This window comes from Termitidicoccus mucosus, assembly GCF_038725785.1.
Classification (GTDB): domain Bacteria; phylum Verrucomicrobiota; class Verrucomicrobiia; order Opitutales; family Opitutaceae; genus Termitidicoccus; species Termitidicoccus mucosus.
In genome coordinates, this window is the sequence record NZ_CP109796.1 from 3,491,710 (window position 1) to 3,508,132 (window position 16,423).

11 protein-coding genes are annotated in these 16,423 nt (G+C 58.1%); all 11 read right to left on the bottom strand.

What is annotated here, in order from left to right; all coding sequences use genetic code 11:
* Positions 1–2 precede the first annotated feature (2 nt).
* Entirely contained in the window at positions 3–1,979 is a 1,977-nt protein-coding gene (locus tag OH491_RS12280; protein WP_068771002.1) for a rhamnogalacturonan lyase, read from the bottom strand.
* Positions 1,979–3,067 carry a LacI family DNA-binding transcriptional regulator gene (locus OH491_RS12285; RefSeq protein WP_084442297.1) on the bottom strand — a complete coding sequence of 363 codons (1,089 nt, stop codon included), beginning with the start codon at positions 3,065–3,067 and terminating at the stop codon, positions 1,979–1,981. Before OH491_RS12285 ends, OH491_RS12280 begins: the two co-directional genes overlap by 1 nt.
* A 75-nt stretch (positions 3,068–3,142) precedes the next feature.
* Positions 3,143–3,940: a sialate O-acetylesterase gene (locus OH491_RS12290; RefSeq protein ID WP_334319421.1), complete on the bottom strand. Its 798-nt coding sequence runs from the start codon at positions 3,938–3,940 to the stop codon at positions 3,143–3,145.
* A 67-nt stretch (positions 3,941–4,007) separates the two neighbouring features.
* Positions 4,008–5,006, bottom strand: a complete 999-nt coding sequence (locus OH491_RS12295) for a polysaccharide deacetylase family protein (RefSeq protein WP_334319420.1) — start codon at positions 5,004–5,006, stop codon at positions 4,008–4,010.
* A 193-nt stretch (positions 5,007–5,199) separates the two neighbouring features.
* A complete protein-coding gene (locus OH491_RS12300) occupies positions 5,200–6,249 on the bottom strand; it encodes a LacI family DNA-binding transcriptional regulator (RefSeq protein WP_334319419.1) in 1,050 nt (349 codons plus the stop codon).
* Between the two features lie 70 nt (positions 6,250–6,319).
* On the bottom strand, positions 6,320–9,256 hold the full coding sequence (locus tag OH491_RS12305) for a DUF4982 domain-containing protein (protein WP_068771000.1): 2,937 nt from the start codon (positions 9,254–9,256) through the stop codon (positions 6,320–6,322).
* 228 nt (positions 9,257–9,484) lie between these two features.
* The gene (locus OH491_RS12310) at positions 9,485–9,880 is read right to left on the bottom strand and encodes a hypothetical protein (RefSeq protein WP_145928863.1); all 396 of its coding nucleotides are present in this window, start codon (positions 9,878–9,880) and stop codon (positions 9,485–9,487) included.
* A 107-nt stretch (positions 9,881–9,987) separates the two neighbouring features.
* Entirely contained in the window at positions 9,988–11,286 is a 1,299-nt protein-coding gene (locus OH491_RS12315) for a rhamnogalacturonan acetylesterase (protein ID WP_068770998.1), read from the bottom strand.
* 80 nt (positions 11,287–11,366) lie between these two features.
* The gene (locus OH491_RS12320; protein ID WP_068770997.1) at positions 11,367–13,157 is read right to left on the bottom strand and encodes a hypothetical protein; all 1,791 of its coding nucleotides are present in this window, start codon (positions 13,155–13,157) and stop codon (positions 11,367–11,369) included.
* Positions 13,158–13,198: 41 nt separating this feature from the next.
* Positions 13,199–13,912: a hypothetical protein gene (locus OH491_RS12325; protein WP_068770996.1), complete on the bottom strand. Its 714-nt coding sequence runs from the start codon at positions 13,910–13,912 to the stop codon at positions 13,199–13,201.
* Between the two features lie 42 nt (positions 13,913–13,954).
* Positions 13,955–16,423 carry a hypothetical protein gene (locus OH491_RS12330; RefSeq protein ID WP_068770995.1) on the bottom strand — a complete coding sequence of 823 codons (2,469 nt, stop codon included), beginning with the start codon at positions 16,421–16,423 and terminating at the stop codon, positions 13,955–13,957.

Below are 16,423 nucleotides of genomic sequence, written 5' to 3' on the forward strand. Positions count from 1 at the left end.
TCCTATTCTTTCAATTCCCGTGTCAGTTTGCGTGCAGTCTGGATGTTCGGCTGGGGCGGCGGTGTCATGCCTTCGCCAAGATAGAAGCTTGGGTGCGGCGGCTGGTTGTAGGCTGTGTTTTGCCATGCGATAGCGGTGCGATACTGGCGGTCATGCATGAGCGTGAACAGGCGGTGCCTAGTCGGGATCGTCGTGGTGTATATGCGCAACTCGCGATTGTCTTTCGTGCGCCAGATGACCTCCTCGCGCCAGTCGCCGAAAATATCACCGCTCAGGCAGGGCGTGGCCTTGGTGCCGTTGTTGGAGTCGCATTCGGCGTCAGTGAAAAGCACGTCAGATTTTTCCGTTTTCCAATTCCATTTGGAAATAGTCACATCGTCGAGAAGCTCGCGGAGGAAATCGCCATCCCACCAGAGAAGGAAGTTCTTTTGTCGTGGCATTTTTTCCGAAACGACATTGCCTTTGCAATCGTAGAGCGCGCCGCGCGAGGCCCACATTTCGTAACCGGGTGTGCGCGGGTCGATATCGGCGGCGACGCCGCGCCCGACATCACCCCACTTTTCACCAGAGCGCCCGAAAATAAGCCGGCCCGTGCGCGCGTCGCGAAACTCGATGGCCGCGTCGCGATATTGTTTCGGACCTTCGTGCACCATCCACACCTGCATGTCTTTGCCGGATGGGTCCATGACGGTGAGGTGCTGCGCGTCACCGTGGCCGAGGCCGGTCGAATAGAGCCCCTTGCCGTCATGGTCTATGGCCGCGGCACCGTAGATAAGCTCGTCGCGACCGTCGCCATCGACATCACCGACGAGCACGCTGTGCGCGCCTTGGCCGCGATAGCTTTCATTGCCGGGCGTGCCATCGTCGCTGTCAAAAACCCAGCGTTGCGTGAGCTTGCCGTCGCGCCAGTCCCAGGCGGCGATCACCGCGCGTGTATAGTAACCGCGACACATGACGAGACTCGGGCGCTGCCCGTCGAGATAGGCGACGCAGGCCAGAAAGCGATCGGAGCGGTTGCCGCGCGAGTCGCCCCAACCGGAGCCGTCTCCACCGCGCGGCGGCACGTAATCGACGGTGGCCATCGCCGCGCCGGTGCGCCCGTTGAAAACAGTCAGGTATTCCGGGCCGCTGAGGATGCGACCGCGCCCGTTGCGATAATCGGCCTTGGCGTCGCCGATGATTTTGCCCGTGCCATCAACGGTGCCGTCGGCGGTTTTGCAGGCGACCTCGGCGATGCCGTCGCCGTCGAGATCATAAACCTGGAATTGAGTGTAGTGCGCGCCGGCGCGGATGTTTCTGCCGAGGTCGATGCGCCAGAAAAACGTGCCGTCCAACTTGTAGGCGTCGAGATATACATTGCCCGTGTAGCCGTCGTGCGCATTGTCGTGCGAATTGGTCGGATCCCATTTCACGACGATTTCGTATTCGCCGTCTCCGTCGAGGTCGCCGACGGAGCAATCGTTGGCATTGTAGGTGTATGCGACGCCATCGGGTGTCGTGCCTCCCTCTGGAATACGCAGCGGAACGGGAATATATTGGCGCACCGGGGCGTTGGCCGGAAGCGTGTTGAGCACAGTCGCTGTTTTCGTATCGCCGGGCGTGTCACCGCATGGCAGCTCCTTGCCTGTGTCTCGTGAAACCGCGCGGATCGCATAGGTGTTGCTCCTTGAAAAATCCGCCGTGTCGTCGGTGAAATTCGTACTCTGGGTGAGCGGTGTTTTATTCAATTTCACGAGCACCCCGCCATCGGTCGAGCGATATATATTAAAAGCGACATCGGCCGCCTCCGTGCCGAGAAGCCGCCAACTCACAAATGCACCCGACTCCGTCGCGCGCACGGCCACGACACCACGATCGAGATTCTCCATGAGCGAGGGAGGTGACGCTTGGGCAGCAGCGGAAAAGCCGGACACGCCAAGGGCGCAACCGGTGATAACAAAGGCCCCGAGCGTTTGCAGGGATTTTATATTGAGAGACATCATAAGGGAAAAGGAACTGTGGCGGCGGGCACGGCCACGCCGCCACGCAGTGTGCGCAGAGTCACACCATCCACCCAAAGCGCGGGGATGGTCGTGGTCGAAGGATGCTCCGGGAGGCCGTGTTCGTTACGGTAGATTTGACCGATCACCAACTCGATGCCACGCGCACCGACCAGACGCGGCTGCTGGTCAAGTCCCGAGCAGGCGATATCGGGGTTTTTTGTGATATTCAGGCAGCAAAAACCGTGGGTGTCCGGGATTTTTGCACCGCACGCGCGCATCCAGTCCATCACGACGGCATCGTGACCAATCACGACGTCGGGATTGTGTTTGCGAAACCATTCCGAAAAGCCGCCGTGTTCCATTTCCGGCATGACAAGCGGATGAACTTTCGGGCGCTTGCCGGGACCGCCTTGGCCAAACCACCAGAGGTCTTCCCAACGACAAGGCAGGCGATCCTCCTCGCTTTTCTGCAATACAAGGCCGGGACGGCGATAGCCAAGCGCGCGCAGGCGCCCGATCACCAGGCGCATCGCATTGTAATGATCCGGGCAGATGTTGTGGAGCGCCGGCTGTCCCGTTTCGCAATCGGCATAAACTGCCGAGTGACGCGACCAATCATGCCCGGCCATGGTGGAACGATCTTTGACGGGCAGGAGAAGCACGCCATAGATGTCGCGTTCCTGAAGAATGGCGTCGATTGGTTGACCGCAGATCCCGTGATCGCGCGCACGAAAAATCTCGGATTTGAAACCAAGCTCAACCGCGCGATCGCCGGCGCCCTCGGCGAGTTCGCGATGATAGCTAGCAGAGCTGGGCGGACGCCCTTCGGCACCGTCAAGATCGACGATGGCCACCACGCCTTGGAAGGCGCTCCCGCACTGCCGGCGCATCCGGGACATGACCGCTCCCACCAGCGGATTGCGCTGGTAGCCTAGGGCTTTTGCGGCGGCTTGCACGCGTTTGCGTGTTTCGAGTTTGATGTTGGGATTATTGCGAAGCCCCTCGGACACGGTGCTGTGCGAAAGGCCGAGGGCACGCGCAATGTCACGGGTCGAAGGTTTTTTGGAGAATGCCAGGGTTTGCACGGGGCGGGGATTCTATTGTTGTGATGTTATCAAAACCGCGCCGCCCTCGCATACCCCCCAATATTAGGTGTTTTGTCATTGTTTTTGAAATACGCGCATGGCTTTGGCAAAGCGGGCGCCCATTTGTTGCTGCGCGTCGGCGGAGAAGTGGAGTTTGTCGCCCAAGTCCCCGAGGCCGGCGGAGTCGGCGAAGCCCACGCGGGGAACGATGTCGGGGATGCGTCGGATGGCACCGCGCACAGTGTCGGCGAAAGGATATTTTTCAGGCAGGAGAAATTCGCCGATCTGGCCAACCATGATGGGAAGATCGGGCCGGCCGAGATCGTTACGCAGATCCTGAAGCATCCGGGCAAGGCGCGTCTCGTAGGTGCCGGCGTTCTCCCGGCTGGTGGTATCGGATTCGCCTTGGTGCCAGAGCACGCCTTTGATGAGGCCGGCTTGCGCCGCGAGCCTGGCGCGACTCACGGTTTGCTCGTAATACTCGGCGCCCTTGATCCAGCGGCGAAGGGAACTGCCACCAACGGCGCAGGGCACGAGGCCAATGGTGATTTTAGGGTCCGCCGTCTTGAGCATTTCGCGGGCAAAGGGAATGCCGAGGCCGATGCCGGGCAGGGTGCGCCCCCGTTGGGGATGCAGCGGATCGCGGGCGACGAGCCACCTACCGTCGGCATGAAGTGCGAGAATTCGCGGATCATCGCTCTGGGCGTCGAGCGTCCTCCGATCGCGGCCCGCCATGTTGGATTGTCCCATCAGCAGGTAGATGTGGAAAAACTCTCTGGCCGGCGGGGTGGCGGGCGCGGCGGGTTCTCCCGTTTGCGCCAGCATGGTGCCCGCCGCAAACACGGATAGCAACGCAAGTGAACGCGAGAACATGCAAATCAATCCGGCAATGCGTGACGAATAAAGGTGATGGATCATGGCGGGACGGAGGACGCGGGTTTCAATGCCACGTGACAGTGATGGGGTCTTTGTCCGGGGCGGCGTCGATTTGGATGGCACCGGGCACAACACGGACCGGCAGTTCGCCGCCCGCGCGTTTGGCGCGCGCGGAGGTGACGACGGGTGCCTCGATAACGAGGGTGAGCGGCACATTGTAAACGGCGGGCTCGAGCGTGCTGGAAAGCACGCACACGAGACGACCCGGAATAGGGCTGGAAACAACGAGCCGGGCATTGTCGCGCTCCTTCACGTAACGGGCGACGTTGGCAAAGGTATCAACCCATATTTCGTGCGCGCGGCCTTTTACGTGACGAAAGTGGTCGCGCAGGATTTCCGGGTCGGTGAAGGCGGCGTAACCGCGGCCGATTCCGTGCGCCATGATGATGCCCCAAGCACGGTCGCGCACCTGTTTGTCCGTCCAGTTTTCGAGCCATTCGACGGTGGTTTTTCCGCCGCCCACTCCCGTCTGATAATCGCGGCTGGCAACATGGTATTTGAGCACCGCGGCCTTGGTTTCGGGCGTGGACTGGTTGAATGGAAACGCAAGGGTGAGGGGCGGGCGACCGATGCGGGTTTTGATCGCATCGAAGGCTTTGGCCAGCTCGGCGTCCACTTCCTCCGGTGCGAGCTTCGGGAGTGCGCGGTGAGACCAGGTGTGGCTGGCGATTTCGTGTCCCTGCCCCGCCATCTCGCGCAACTCGGGCCAGGTGATGCCGCCCCAGGCGCGTTTGGCATCCTGCTTGCGCTCGGCCTCCTCGATGCTCGGAGCAACATGGCCGGGAATGACAAAAAAAGTGCCTTTGAAACCGGCCTCGTTGAGCATGGGAACAGCCAATGTGTATTGGTCGCGCAGGCCGTCGTCGAAGGTGTAACTGATGGCGGCGGCGCGGTCGCCGGCAAATCTTGCGATGCGAAGCTGGGGTGGAGTGGCCCCTGACGCCGCCAGGCAGCACGCTGCAAACGCGAGTGCACATGAGGTGAGTTGTTTTGTAATATTCAATATGATACAGAGTTTTCCCCTTCCGGGTGTCTTTTATAAATCGAATTATGAAAAAAACGGACCGAGAATAGGCGCAAAAAAATGCAATGGATAAATTTTATAATATTCCGTTCGTTTGTGGAGCCCCAGTGAAATTCTGTTTTGAATCAAGTGCCCCCTCTGCGCCATGTGATGCGTCTGCGTAATATCAGTTTCATGGAACAGGGCGACCCATCGCACGCAGGGTTGGGCCATCAATCCAGCGCGCGGGAATGGTCGTGGTGGACGGCTGGACCGGGATGCCATATTCGTTGCGATGGAGTTGCGCGATGAGCAGCTCGATGCCGCGCGCGCCGAGCAATCGAGGTTGGAGATCCAAGCCGGCGCAGGGGACATCGGGATTCATCATCGTGTTAAGGCAGCAATAGCCGTGGGTTCGCGGGATCCTTGCGCCCGCCTCGCGCATCCAGCCCATGACCTCGGCACGGTGACAAAGCACGACGTCGGGGTTGTGTTTCTTGAACCACTTGGTGAAGCCTTTTTGTCCGATATCGCCAGGCAGGTGAACGGGGATCTTCACTCGGGGCGTGCCAATGTGGGTTTGATACGCCCAATGCGCAGCCTCCCAGAGGTGCAGGAGGCGTTCGTCATGATGACGCTGGAGCACAAGACCGGGGCGTTTGTAACCGAGCGCGCGGAGCTGCCGCAGGGCCATGAGCATAGCGCGGAAATGATTCGGGCAAATGCTGTGCAGCGCGGGATGTTCAATCACGCAATCAGTGTAAACGCCGGCATAGCGCGTCCAGTCGAGCGGGGTGACGTCGGGATTATCGCTCACGGGCAGGAAAAACACGGCGTGGATGCCGCGCGATTGGAGAATCGTGTCGAGACGCCGCGTAGTCATGCCCCCATGTCCGACGATGAAAACCTCGGCCCTGAAACCGAGCTCGGCCGCGCGGTCGATGGCCCCCTTGGAGAGTTCGCGATGGTAATACGCCTGTGAAGGCGGGCGGCTTTCGGGGCCATCAAGGTCAACGATGGCAATGACACCGAGAAGGACGCCCGCGCGCGAGCGGCGCATCTCGGACATGAGCACGCTGGCGAGCGGGTTTTTGCGGTAGCCGGCAGCCTGGGCCGCGACACACACGCGCCGGCGCGTTTCGGCGTTGACACGCGGGGTGTCGCGAAGCGCCTCCGACACGGTAGTGTGCGAGAGGCCCAGCACGCGCGCAAGGTGACGGATTGATGGAGTTGCCGGGATCACCCAAAATTGGATTTAATTACAAAAACATTATAAAGATCGGGAACGGAGCAATTTGTAATACTGCCTGGGGTTATTTCAGCCTTTCATAGAACTCGACTTCGATAATGCTTAGCGTGGCGCTTCCGCCGTGGCCGGCGCCGGTAGATGCGTTTTCCTTGTTGGCAACCTCCGTGATCGCAAACGCGTCACGCGCTTCCGAGTCACCGATTAGCTCAATGCGTGCGAGCGTGCCCGCGGCACGCGCGGACAATGGCAACGTCACGTAGCCGAGATTTTTCGCCGTCAGGCCGCGGAAAACCTCGTTTCCATCCAGCGTCACGCGCACCGGATAACTGCGCTGGCGCCATCCGGTGAGCTTAAGCGTGACCTCGCTGAGCAGGGCAGAACGAGCCAGTGTGTATTCTATCCACGCGGATGCCTTGTCATTCGAACTCGCCCACGAGGTGGTTTCGTCGTCATCGAAGCTTTTCGCCGCATCTATTTCGTTCGAGCCAGCGCGCGCGGAGGAGATTTCGATGGGCGTGCGCGTGATTTTATACGAGGGCATCACGGGCGTCGGGCCGCGATCGGCGATTGCGATGGTATCAACAGGTGCGACCGGCGCGAGGCCATTGGCCGACGCCACCTCGACGGATTTGAGGGTGAGAGCGGCAGGCTTGAGCGAGCCGGATTTTGCGCGGAGGGTGATCGCGCCCGGCTCGCGCGTGGTGCGGACGAGCACACGGTTCACGCCACATTCGACAGGAAGTTTTTTGGCAAGTATATAATTGCCCGGCCCCTGTGCGATGCCGCCGCGCCACTCGGCGGGGCCTTCGAGCGCAAACTCCACCAGGTCGAGCGCGGTGGGGCAACGGCGGCCTTCGCTATCGATAACTTCGACTTCGACGAGCAAGAGGTCGTGTCCGTCGGCCTTGTATGTTTCCTTGCCGATGTTTTTCAGGCGCAACGCGGCAGGCGCTCCGGTGGTCAGCAGGGCCGTCTCGGTGATTTTAGTGCCGTTGGCATCGTAACCGACAGCACGGAGTTCGCCGGCTTGCCAAGTGACGTTTTCGAAGGTGTGGAGGAACCGACTGCTTTGCGCGCTACGTCCGAGGGATTTGCCATTGAGAAAAAGTTCCACGGCTTCGGCGCTGGAAACCACATGGACGGCTTTCACGGTGCCGGGCGCGTAGTTCCAGTGGCCAATGATGTGCGTGCGGATATTTTCAACGTCCACCCAGCCGTCCCACATGACTTGATGCGCGAAGAAGCCATCCTTCGGAATGCGCATGGCATCAACCTCGCCGCTGCGGCGGTAATTCTCAGCGCCGCGGTGATGCGTATTGGAATCGGAGAAAACAATATTCACACCGCCGCTGCTCACGCGTTTTCCCGTGCCGGGGCGTTCGCGCCAGTAGTCATGCCAGCGAACAACGTTCTCGATGGCGTGCGAGTCCCGGTTGCGGTTATAGGAGCTCGCGTTCTGGCCGTTGTGGAGCGGGCCGTCGCCGTCCTTGTGGAAGGGCGGCGAAAATTCGTCCCAGTATTTGCGCAATCCCTCGTCGCGCGAATATTCCATGGCCCAAAACGGAATGCGCGCGCTTTTGTTTATATAAAGCATGTGCCCGCCGTATTCGGCTACACGGCTGTTGAGCATATCGCGGCTGCCGCTGGCGCGCCCGCCATGCGGGTCGTATTTGTCGCGAAGGGTCTTCATTTGCGTCATGTGTTCCTCGGAGACGCCGTTGTTGCCGGACTCATAAAATAGGATGCTGGGGTTGTTGCGATTATAGATAATGGCGTCGCGCATGATCTCCAAACGCTGCTCCCAGCGGCGTCCGCCAACGTCCTTTTCGGAATCGCCGGCGGGCATGGCCTGAATAAGGCCGACGCGGTCGCAGGATTCGACATCCTGCTTCCACGGAGTGATGTGCATCCAGCGCACGAGATTGCCGCCGCTCGCGACCATGAGGCCGTTGCTGTAATCGCTGAGCCACGCGGGCACACTCGCGCCGATGGCGGGCCACTCGTTCGAAGTGCGCTGCGCGTAGCCGTGCATCTGGATAACGCGGTCGTTGAGTTTTACCATGCCGTTTGCGAACTCGGTTTTGCGGAAACCAGTGCGCGTGATGACGGTGTCAGAAGGTTTGCCATCGACGAGCAGCGTGGTGCGCACGTCGTAGAGCGTACCGTGCCCCCAACTCCAAAAATCGATGTTGGCGGCGCGGACGCTGGCTTTGACGATGGCGGTTTTACCACGCGCGAGCGTGGTAGGCACGGATGCGCTGGCCTTCAGGCCGAGCGCGGGGATTTCCATTGTGTATAAAAACGTCTGCGTCCCGCCGGTTTCGTTGCGCACCTCGGATTCGGCGTGAATGGTGGCGGCGTGGCTGGCGATGTCGAAATCGGTTGCGTAGATATAAACACCGGTCGTCTGGAGATTGGAATAGAGCGGAAGCGTTTGATATAATTTCCCGGTGACGTGCAGGCGGACGTTTTTCGTAATGCCGCCGTAGTTGGCGTTGAAGTTTTTGTCGGCCCACTGGTAGCGCTGACGTGTGGCCTTCTCGCGGTAATCCCATGCGTTGTCAGTGCGCACGGCGACGACATTCCCGCCCGCGACGACATGCGGCGTGATGTCGAAACCAAACGACATGACTCCGTTTTCGCTCAAGCCGGCGCGTTTGCCGTTTATATACACCTCGGCAGCCTGGCGCACCCCCTCGAACTCTATGAACACTTTCGCATCCTTGAGTTGACCGGCGGTCAGCGTGAAGTGTTTTCTATACCACGCGATGCCGGTGGAGTGGTCCTTGATGTCCTTGCGGAAGGCGTCGTCCTCGTTCCATGCGCGCGGGAGCGTTACGAGTTTCCAACGAGAATCGTCGAAGCGTTTTGCACCGGCATCCGCCGGATCGCCGACGTGGAGAAGCCAGTCGAGATTGAGGTTGTAAGACTCGCGCCCGGCAAAGGCGGAATGCGTGAAAAGAAGGCCGGCTATTATACAGAGGATTCTTGCGGGACTCATGATATTATTGAAATGCGATTATTTAAGGGTTACAAAATATTTTTGAACCGCAGATGAGCGGATAAAAAATGACGCCGCCTTGATCCGTGTTTAATGAACAAAAGGAGGAGGCAGTCAGTTTAGGTTCAAAGCTTATGCTCAGCCAGCGGCTTGACGCGCCCGCATTCTCCAGCTTAAACATCCAGCCTAAACTGATTGCTTCCACATCATTCAAAGCAAGGAACCCTATTACTCCTCCGCCTTCACGGGGCCGATGTTGGTTATCGCATTGTCCTTGTCGAAAAGCTTCAGCCAATACCAATACTGTTTGCCCGTGTCAGAAATTGTGTCCACATAGGCTATATCGCCGCGACGGCAGACTTTCACCCTTTTGCGATTTTTGACATCCGGTTTATCGTTGCGGATGATCTCGACACGGCGCCAGTTCCCTTCGGGAAGCGTCCATGTGAGCGTGACCTTGTCCCCTTTGCGCCCAGCTTTGAGGCTGCCGTTTGTTTGGGCGGCTGCGGCGGCTTCCGGCTGCTTTGGTTCCGATTGTTTTTCCGAAGCAGCCCAAACGGTGCTTGATAAAACGATGGAGGCAATGCTACCGAAGACGAAGAGCCATTTTATGATATTATTCATGATCATGTGTTATGTATATTTGGATTTTTGGTTGTGCGGTGGGTTTTGAGAATCACCATGCGGTGTTTTCAAAATTGTTTTCAGGCCCCATGGTGCGCGCAGAGTCATCAGCTTCCCTCGGGTTTGATTAAGTCGCGCGCGGGCGGGCTTGGCGGTATCGCAAAGGCCGAGGGGGCGTCGGGCTGTCCAGGGTTGAACTTGCCGACGTCGGGCGCGAGGCGCGGAGCCAGTTCGGGAACGACGGCGCGGATCTCCTCGACAATGCAGCGGGCAAGCTCGTAGGCGCCGTAGTTGCTGAAATGCGAATTATCAGCGATTGGCTTGGGCTGGTTTGGGTAGGTGTTTGCGGGGACGTGCACGAAGGCGGCCTTGGATTTTTCCTGGCCGAGCGCGACAAACAGGCGCCCGCTGGCTGCATGCAGGTCGATGAAGGGAATTTTTTTCTCCTCCGCGACCTTGCGCACGGCAGCAGGATAATCGCCAAGCGTGTCTACGAGCGAACCGTCTTTCGCGAAGCGGCGGCGATACATGGGGGAAATCAGCACGGGTTTTCCTTGTTTTTCGGCGATAGCGTCAACGTATTGGCGGAGATTCCCGGCGTAGGTGGTGAAGGCACCGCCACCCTTTTCCTTCATGTCGTTATGACCAAATTGTATGAACACATAATCGCCCGGCTTGATTGTGCTGAGGATTTTATCGAGACGGTTTTGCCGACGGAAGGAGCTGAGCGTGAGGCCGGACTGGGCGTAGTTAGCGACAACCGTGCCCGGTGCGAAAAAGCGCGGGAGCATCTGGCCCCATGATGTCCAAGGCTCCCTCGGGCCGTCGGTCACGGTGGAATCGCCCGCGAGGAATACGGTCAGCGCGGAGTCGTTGCGTCTGATTTCCAAGCCAGCGACGGATGGATGTGGTCCGTTGAATTCGAGCGTGAGCCTGCCATCCCAATTCGCGGAGTCGGCTTCGCCCGGTTTCAGGGAAACGTTTTTGAACGTGCCTGCGATGGGCGGCGTGTGGACATTGACCGTGAAGGTTCGCGCGATGAAAGCGCCCTTGGCGGTTTTTACGGATTCGAGCATCAGTCGGCGATTCTCGGCCTTGATGGTGGTGTCGGATGCGGCGGACGGGTCGCCGAGATGGACGGTGACGTCGTAGTTACCCTCGGGCAGGTCTACCGCAAAGAAAAACGGTTTGTCGCTTGTGAGCGCGCCGGTTTTGAACGCGGCGTTGCCGTTTGCAGGCACGTCGCGAAGACCGTCGGCACTGACAAAGCCATGGCCGCGTTCTTGCGTGTAGGCGGCGCCGATGCCGGGGCCGAAATCGAAGCGCTCCGGCACGGAGCCGGCGGCGCAAACCGTGGTGGCAAAAACGGACGCAAATACAAGGGGAACGCAATGTTGTTTGTGCATGATGTTAAAAACGAGTGTTAAGGTGCAAAGGCCAACCACTGGGGGCGCGCGGTGTCGCGAGTCTCCACGTTCGCATGGGTTCAGGCATCGACGGCAGGGCCGGCATCCAGTTTGGATGCCTCGGCAATGGTTTTGTTTTTCGGATAGCGTTTCGCGGCTTCACGCAGGAAGGCGGCGAGACCGGCGTCCGGGGCGACGGAGCTATGGGTGACCACCTCGGCTAGCGTGGTGCAAAGGTCCTCGGTGGTCAGGCCGCCGGCGAGCGCGCCGCTCAATACGGAGATCAACTCAGAGGTTTCCTCCGCGCCGAGTTTCGCGCCGGGCAGCTTGATGGCGAGCGTGTCCTTGAGCCGGATGCGGGCGGCGGTGATGTAGGCGCGGGGCGGTGGCTTGGGCAGGGCCAGCAGCGGTTGGATGAGCTTGCGGGCGCGGGACTCGGAGCCGGATTGTTGCTCGAGCATGGCGAGTATGGCGAGCATGGCGGGATCGCGCTCGCCGCGCCAGTAGGCGACGCGCAGCTCGTTGAGGGCCTTCGCGAGGGCACCCTGCGCAATATGCACCTCGGCCTTGATGCGGGCGACCTCCGCCTGCGTGGCTTCGCGGTAAACCGGCGGGGGCATCGGCGGGATGTCGCCCTTTATATCCATGCTTTTATAGAAGGCAAAATCGCGCGAATAGACAGCGAGGTTTGTTTCCATGCGGCTTATGCCGGAGTTGAACAGGCCGGAGCCGAAGGTTTCATTGAACAACGCCTCGGTCGGCGGCTCGCCGCGCTCGAGCCTGTCCACAAATTTCATGAAGCGTGGAGCGAATTTCCCCTTTTCGGCGTAGAGGCCGTAGTGGACAAAGACGGAGGCGAGCCGCGACTCTTCGGTGGTAAAGCTGTCGCCGTCCTTTTTTTGAAAAATATCGGAGAGATTAGGCATATGGCGTCCGGTGAATTTATCGCGCACAAGGGCGAATTGGATGTGGGTTTGCGAAACCTGCGTGCTGCCGAGGAGGCTGCCGAGACCGCGGGCAAACCAAGGCGGCGGTTTTTGCGCGAGCGAGTTGAGCGCGAACATGCTCAACTCGTAGCTCAAGGTCGCGGCGAGGCGCTCCTCGCTGGGGCGCTCCGCGCCCGCCGCCGGGTCGCCGGCGCGGATGAGCGCAGTGAGCGGGCCTCCATTTGCCACCAGTTTCACAAAACCTTCCGCGAGCGGTTTTGTCTCGTATTCCTCCGAGGCTTGGCGCTCTTCGGTTCTGCGCGCGTTCTCGCCCGGCGGCACGGGGGGGGCCAAGCCGGTCTCCTCGCCGGGTTCCGGGACCGCGCCGAGGCCGTATTCGGCCGCAAACGCCCGGGAAGCGTCGGCGGCCACGATGAAGCCGCTGGCCTCCACGCCGGTGGCGTCGGCTCCGTCCGCTAGGGGCAATGCGGTGTCCGGCACGATGGGGTCGCCCTCCCAGGCCCCGCTCAATTGCAACACCGGACCCGGCAGCGACAGGAACTGCTGGTTGATGTCAACGACGACATACACGGGTGACTTCGGCAGGGCCTGCGTGAGCATCGGCCAGATATAGGTGGCGGCGAACTGGCGCAACTGCAATTCCTCGACGAGCACCCTGGTCTGGCTGGCGTTGAGGTTGGAGAGCATTTCATAGCCGGGCGCGACGATGCTGCGCTTGCCGCGCAGCAGCTCCAGCGCGGGCACCTTTACATAGTGCCATTGCTCGGGGGGCGGCAGGATGCGGCTGTCGCGCACCACATACGGCTCCATTTCGACGAGGGGGCCGGAGGTTTCCGCTTTTTTTGCGGATGGTTTTTCCTGTCCGGACGCGCTCCCCAAAAACAAGGTAGCGCACAGCAGGCAAAACAGAATGTTTTTCATCATAATAAAGAATCCTTAAATGTGGATGGCTCGTCGCCTTTTGTTCATTCCATGGTTTTTGAACTGCCTTTGGGGGCAAATTCGGCCTTAACCGGGCCTTGCACAACAAACGTCCCCTCATGCAGCAATGCCTCAATCCAATACCAATAATCCGCCTCGGGGTCGGGCAATTCATCAATCCTGCTGCTGCTCCATTCCAAGGTCGTAAGGATTTCTTGTCGGTTGTTCTTGGGATTAGTGGATCTTATAATCCTTATGTGTCGATACTTTATATTGGGAAAACTCCACGCTATGGTGGCGGTAGCGTTGTCACGACGGACCTGCCACGGATATTTGTCTGAAATCCTTGAATAACTGCCAATTTTCCGATCATCGGCCCCAACCCTCACCGGCCCCAAGGTTTTCGCTCCTCCTTCCGGTGGCGTGACTTTGAGCCAATACCAATAGGAGCTGGTATCGGGCAGAGTGTCTTCATACCGTCTTGTTTCGGGCTTCAGGAGCGCCGATCGATGCCTATTCCTTGGCCTGCCCGTGGTATTCCTGAGAACTTCAATGGATTTGCATGCCGAAAAATCATGGAACCATTCCAAGCTGACGAGATGGCCGTTTCTGGTTGCTGAAAAGACGGCGGCGGGAGCCACGCCATCCTCATATATGATGTCGGGCACAACGGCTTTCTGTTGCGCTTCCTTTGAGCAAGACGCCCCAAGAAGCATGCAAAACAACCCGACGAGATGGATGCTGATTTTGATTTTCATATGGGCATGGATTGTTGAAAATATAATAGGGAGAACACGCATTCAGTCATTCTCCCCGGAGACGGGCATCCCCAGTTTTCCAATGATTCCGCGCTTCAAGCGATCCCCTTCCATTTCAATGACACCGCAATCAAACCAAGCCCTGCATGGGTTGATATTTGTCGCGAATATCAAATTCCGCAAATCCCCGGCACCGACCAGCAAGATATGATTTTCCCGATTTGAGGGGTTCCGGCATATTGCCATGAACGCGGATTCGCCGGAGAAGGGACGCCCGCTTATTGCCAATTCGCCATTCCCCACTTTCACGGGCAGCCCCAACTCCAGTTTTTTCCAAACGCTGTTGCTTTCGGGATTCCCAACCAGAATCAATGATTTGGTTTTCAAGTCATCTTTCGTAACGTCCCTGTCTTTTTTTACAATAAAATCAGCGCCGTAAAACTGCCGGTTATACATCCCCGACAACAAGCGCATGGCCGCGCGGATGTGGAATGCGCCCCCCGGACCGGACGAAGCCCCCTCGACGACAATAAACGGGCGGGAAAATATCTCCGATATTGGACCGGCATAGCCGGATTCGTCGAGGCCATTGGCCGGGGCGCTGTCATGCCCGTCATTTTTGCAATGGGCCAGCCATCCAAAAATCATATCCCAAAGCTCCACACCGGTTGGACGCCTGCCCAGCAAATGCTTGATATCGTTCCGTAGAGGCAACGCTGCTTGCAAGAACTCTTCGGACAGCTTCATTTCCCCGTGGCCTTCCGTCCTTGAGCCATCGTTAAGAACAAATATATTAATCCCCGGATTATTAGCAACCCTCCCGGAAGGATTGATTGCCTCAAGCCACTCATCCAACGACCCCGGCGAATCTTTCTCGATTGATGCTTTTCCGTCGAAAATCGCCCGATCATAAACGATGGCTGCAAAGCGTTTGGGATATTTCATAACCAGTCGCCCGGCGTAAAAGCCACCGCTGCAAATCCCATAGAGACTTATCCTTGAGGCATCAATATTGTAATCTTTCTCAACGGCCCTTAACGCCTCCCCGGCATGAACGGATTCATACGACCAGCCCTCGGGGGCGTTTCTGTATCCAGGCCATAGAATTCCAACCCCGTGCTTCTCGGCGAACCTGCAAATTTGAACGGCATTGCGGTGCGACGCCATGAAGGGGCTCTCAATAAACGGCCTGCCCCTTGCGGATATGGCCGTCGGCATGATGAGCATCAGGGGAATGCCCCGGGCGCGCGTGTAATTTGACGGAATGTATAGTCGGTAGAATTGCCGGGAGCGGTCAATTTCAGAGGTAAATCCACGAATGTGCAATCCTGGGGTGTCCCTGGCATAATCTCCGGTGTTTCTTTCCCTCAGTTTCATCAACTCTGACAGGCTTCCGAGCGTGTAAACAACCTTTTCCTGCCACGCACGGTTGTTTGCATCGTAATTTGATTTGTCCAAAAGAATCTTCCCTCGTATGATCTGTGCCTCAATGTTGAGTTGAGCGCCATCGTCCCATGAGAACTTTGCGAGCGCGTTTTTCATATCCTCGAACACTCTCCGGGGGGAGCCCACCAAGAAATACTCATAAGCCTCGTCCTTGTTCGATTTGTAGGAAATTTTATAGAATCCCTCGCCCAGATAATCCAGGCCATTTCGCAAGACACTGCCGCTTCTGAGGCTTTCTTTTTTCAGCACTATTTGGCCGGTCGCCATGTCATGAACTTCCACAGAGACGGCCAATCTGCCCAACAAATCATCCCATTTGAGCGTCGGAACCTCGCGATCGCTCGCCTTGGCATATATTTGTTTGTTTAAAAAGCCCCCCGTCGTATTCCACGCGGCTTGAAAATCCTTGGATTGATCCAGCGCCATCAACATCCGGAGCCTCGGAGGACCGGCTGGAGAGACGATTTTGATAAAACACATGTTCTCTCCCTCCTCCAGCGGAACGGGAATCAAGGAATTGATTCCAAGCTCCACATTTTCCGTCGGCACCAGTTCCTTCACCAGCTTGGAATTGACATACACAGCAAGCCTATTGTCCGTGTCCACTTCGAGAATCGCAGTTTGACGCTGTGGCGAAATCGCACGGAATGCCATGGCCGACACCTGGCTGTCTTTCCATGATATTTTATTAAAATAAGCGTCCTCGGCGTCCAAACTCAACAATGCTGGCAATGCCCCGTTTATTCCTGCCTCGCGGGCGGTCAATTTCAATCGCGCGCTGTCCCGCTCATAATTCAACCGGACAGTATCTTTCCATGAATTTCGACCATTCGCCTTAAAATCCGTGTCCCAAGAACCCAAAAAATTATACTTGGATATTTCGCATGCCCCCTTGCCAAGATCCATACTGACAATCTCCGTCTTTTCAAACCACCGGGTCATCTCCCGGCCATCCCCGGCGTCCAGCGTGCTTATGCCAAAAATAACGAGGCAAATGTTTGCGGCAAGAATGCGCCCCGTTTTTGACACAAGAGGATTGAAGGAGTGTGTGATTTTCCAAGACAT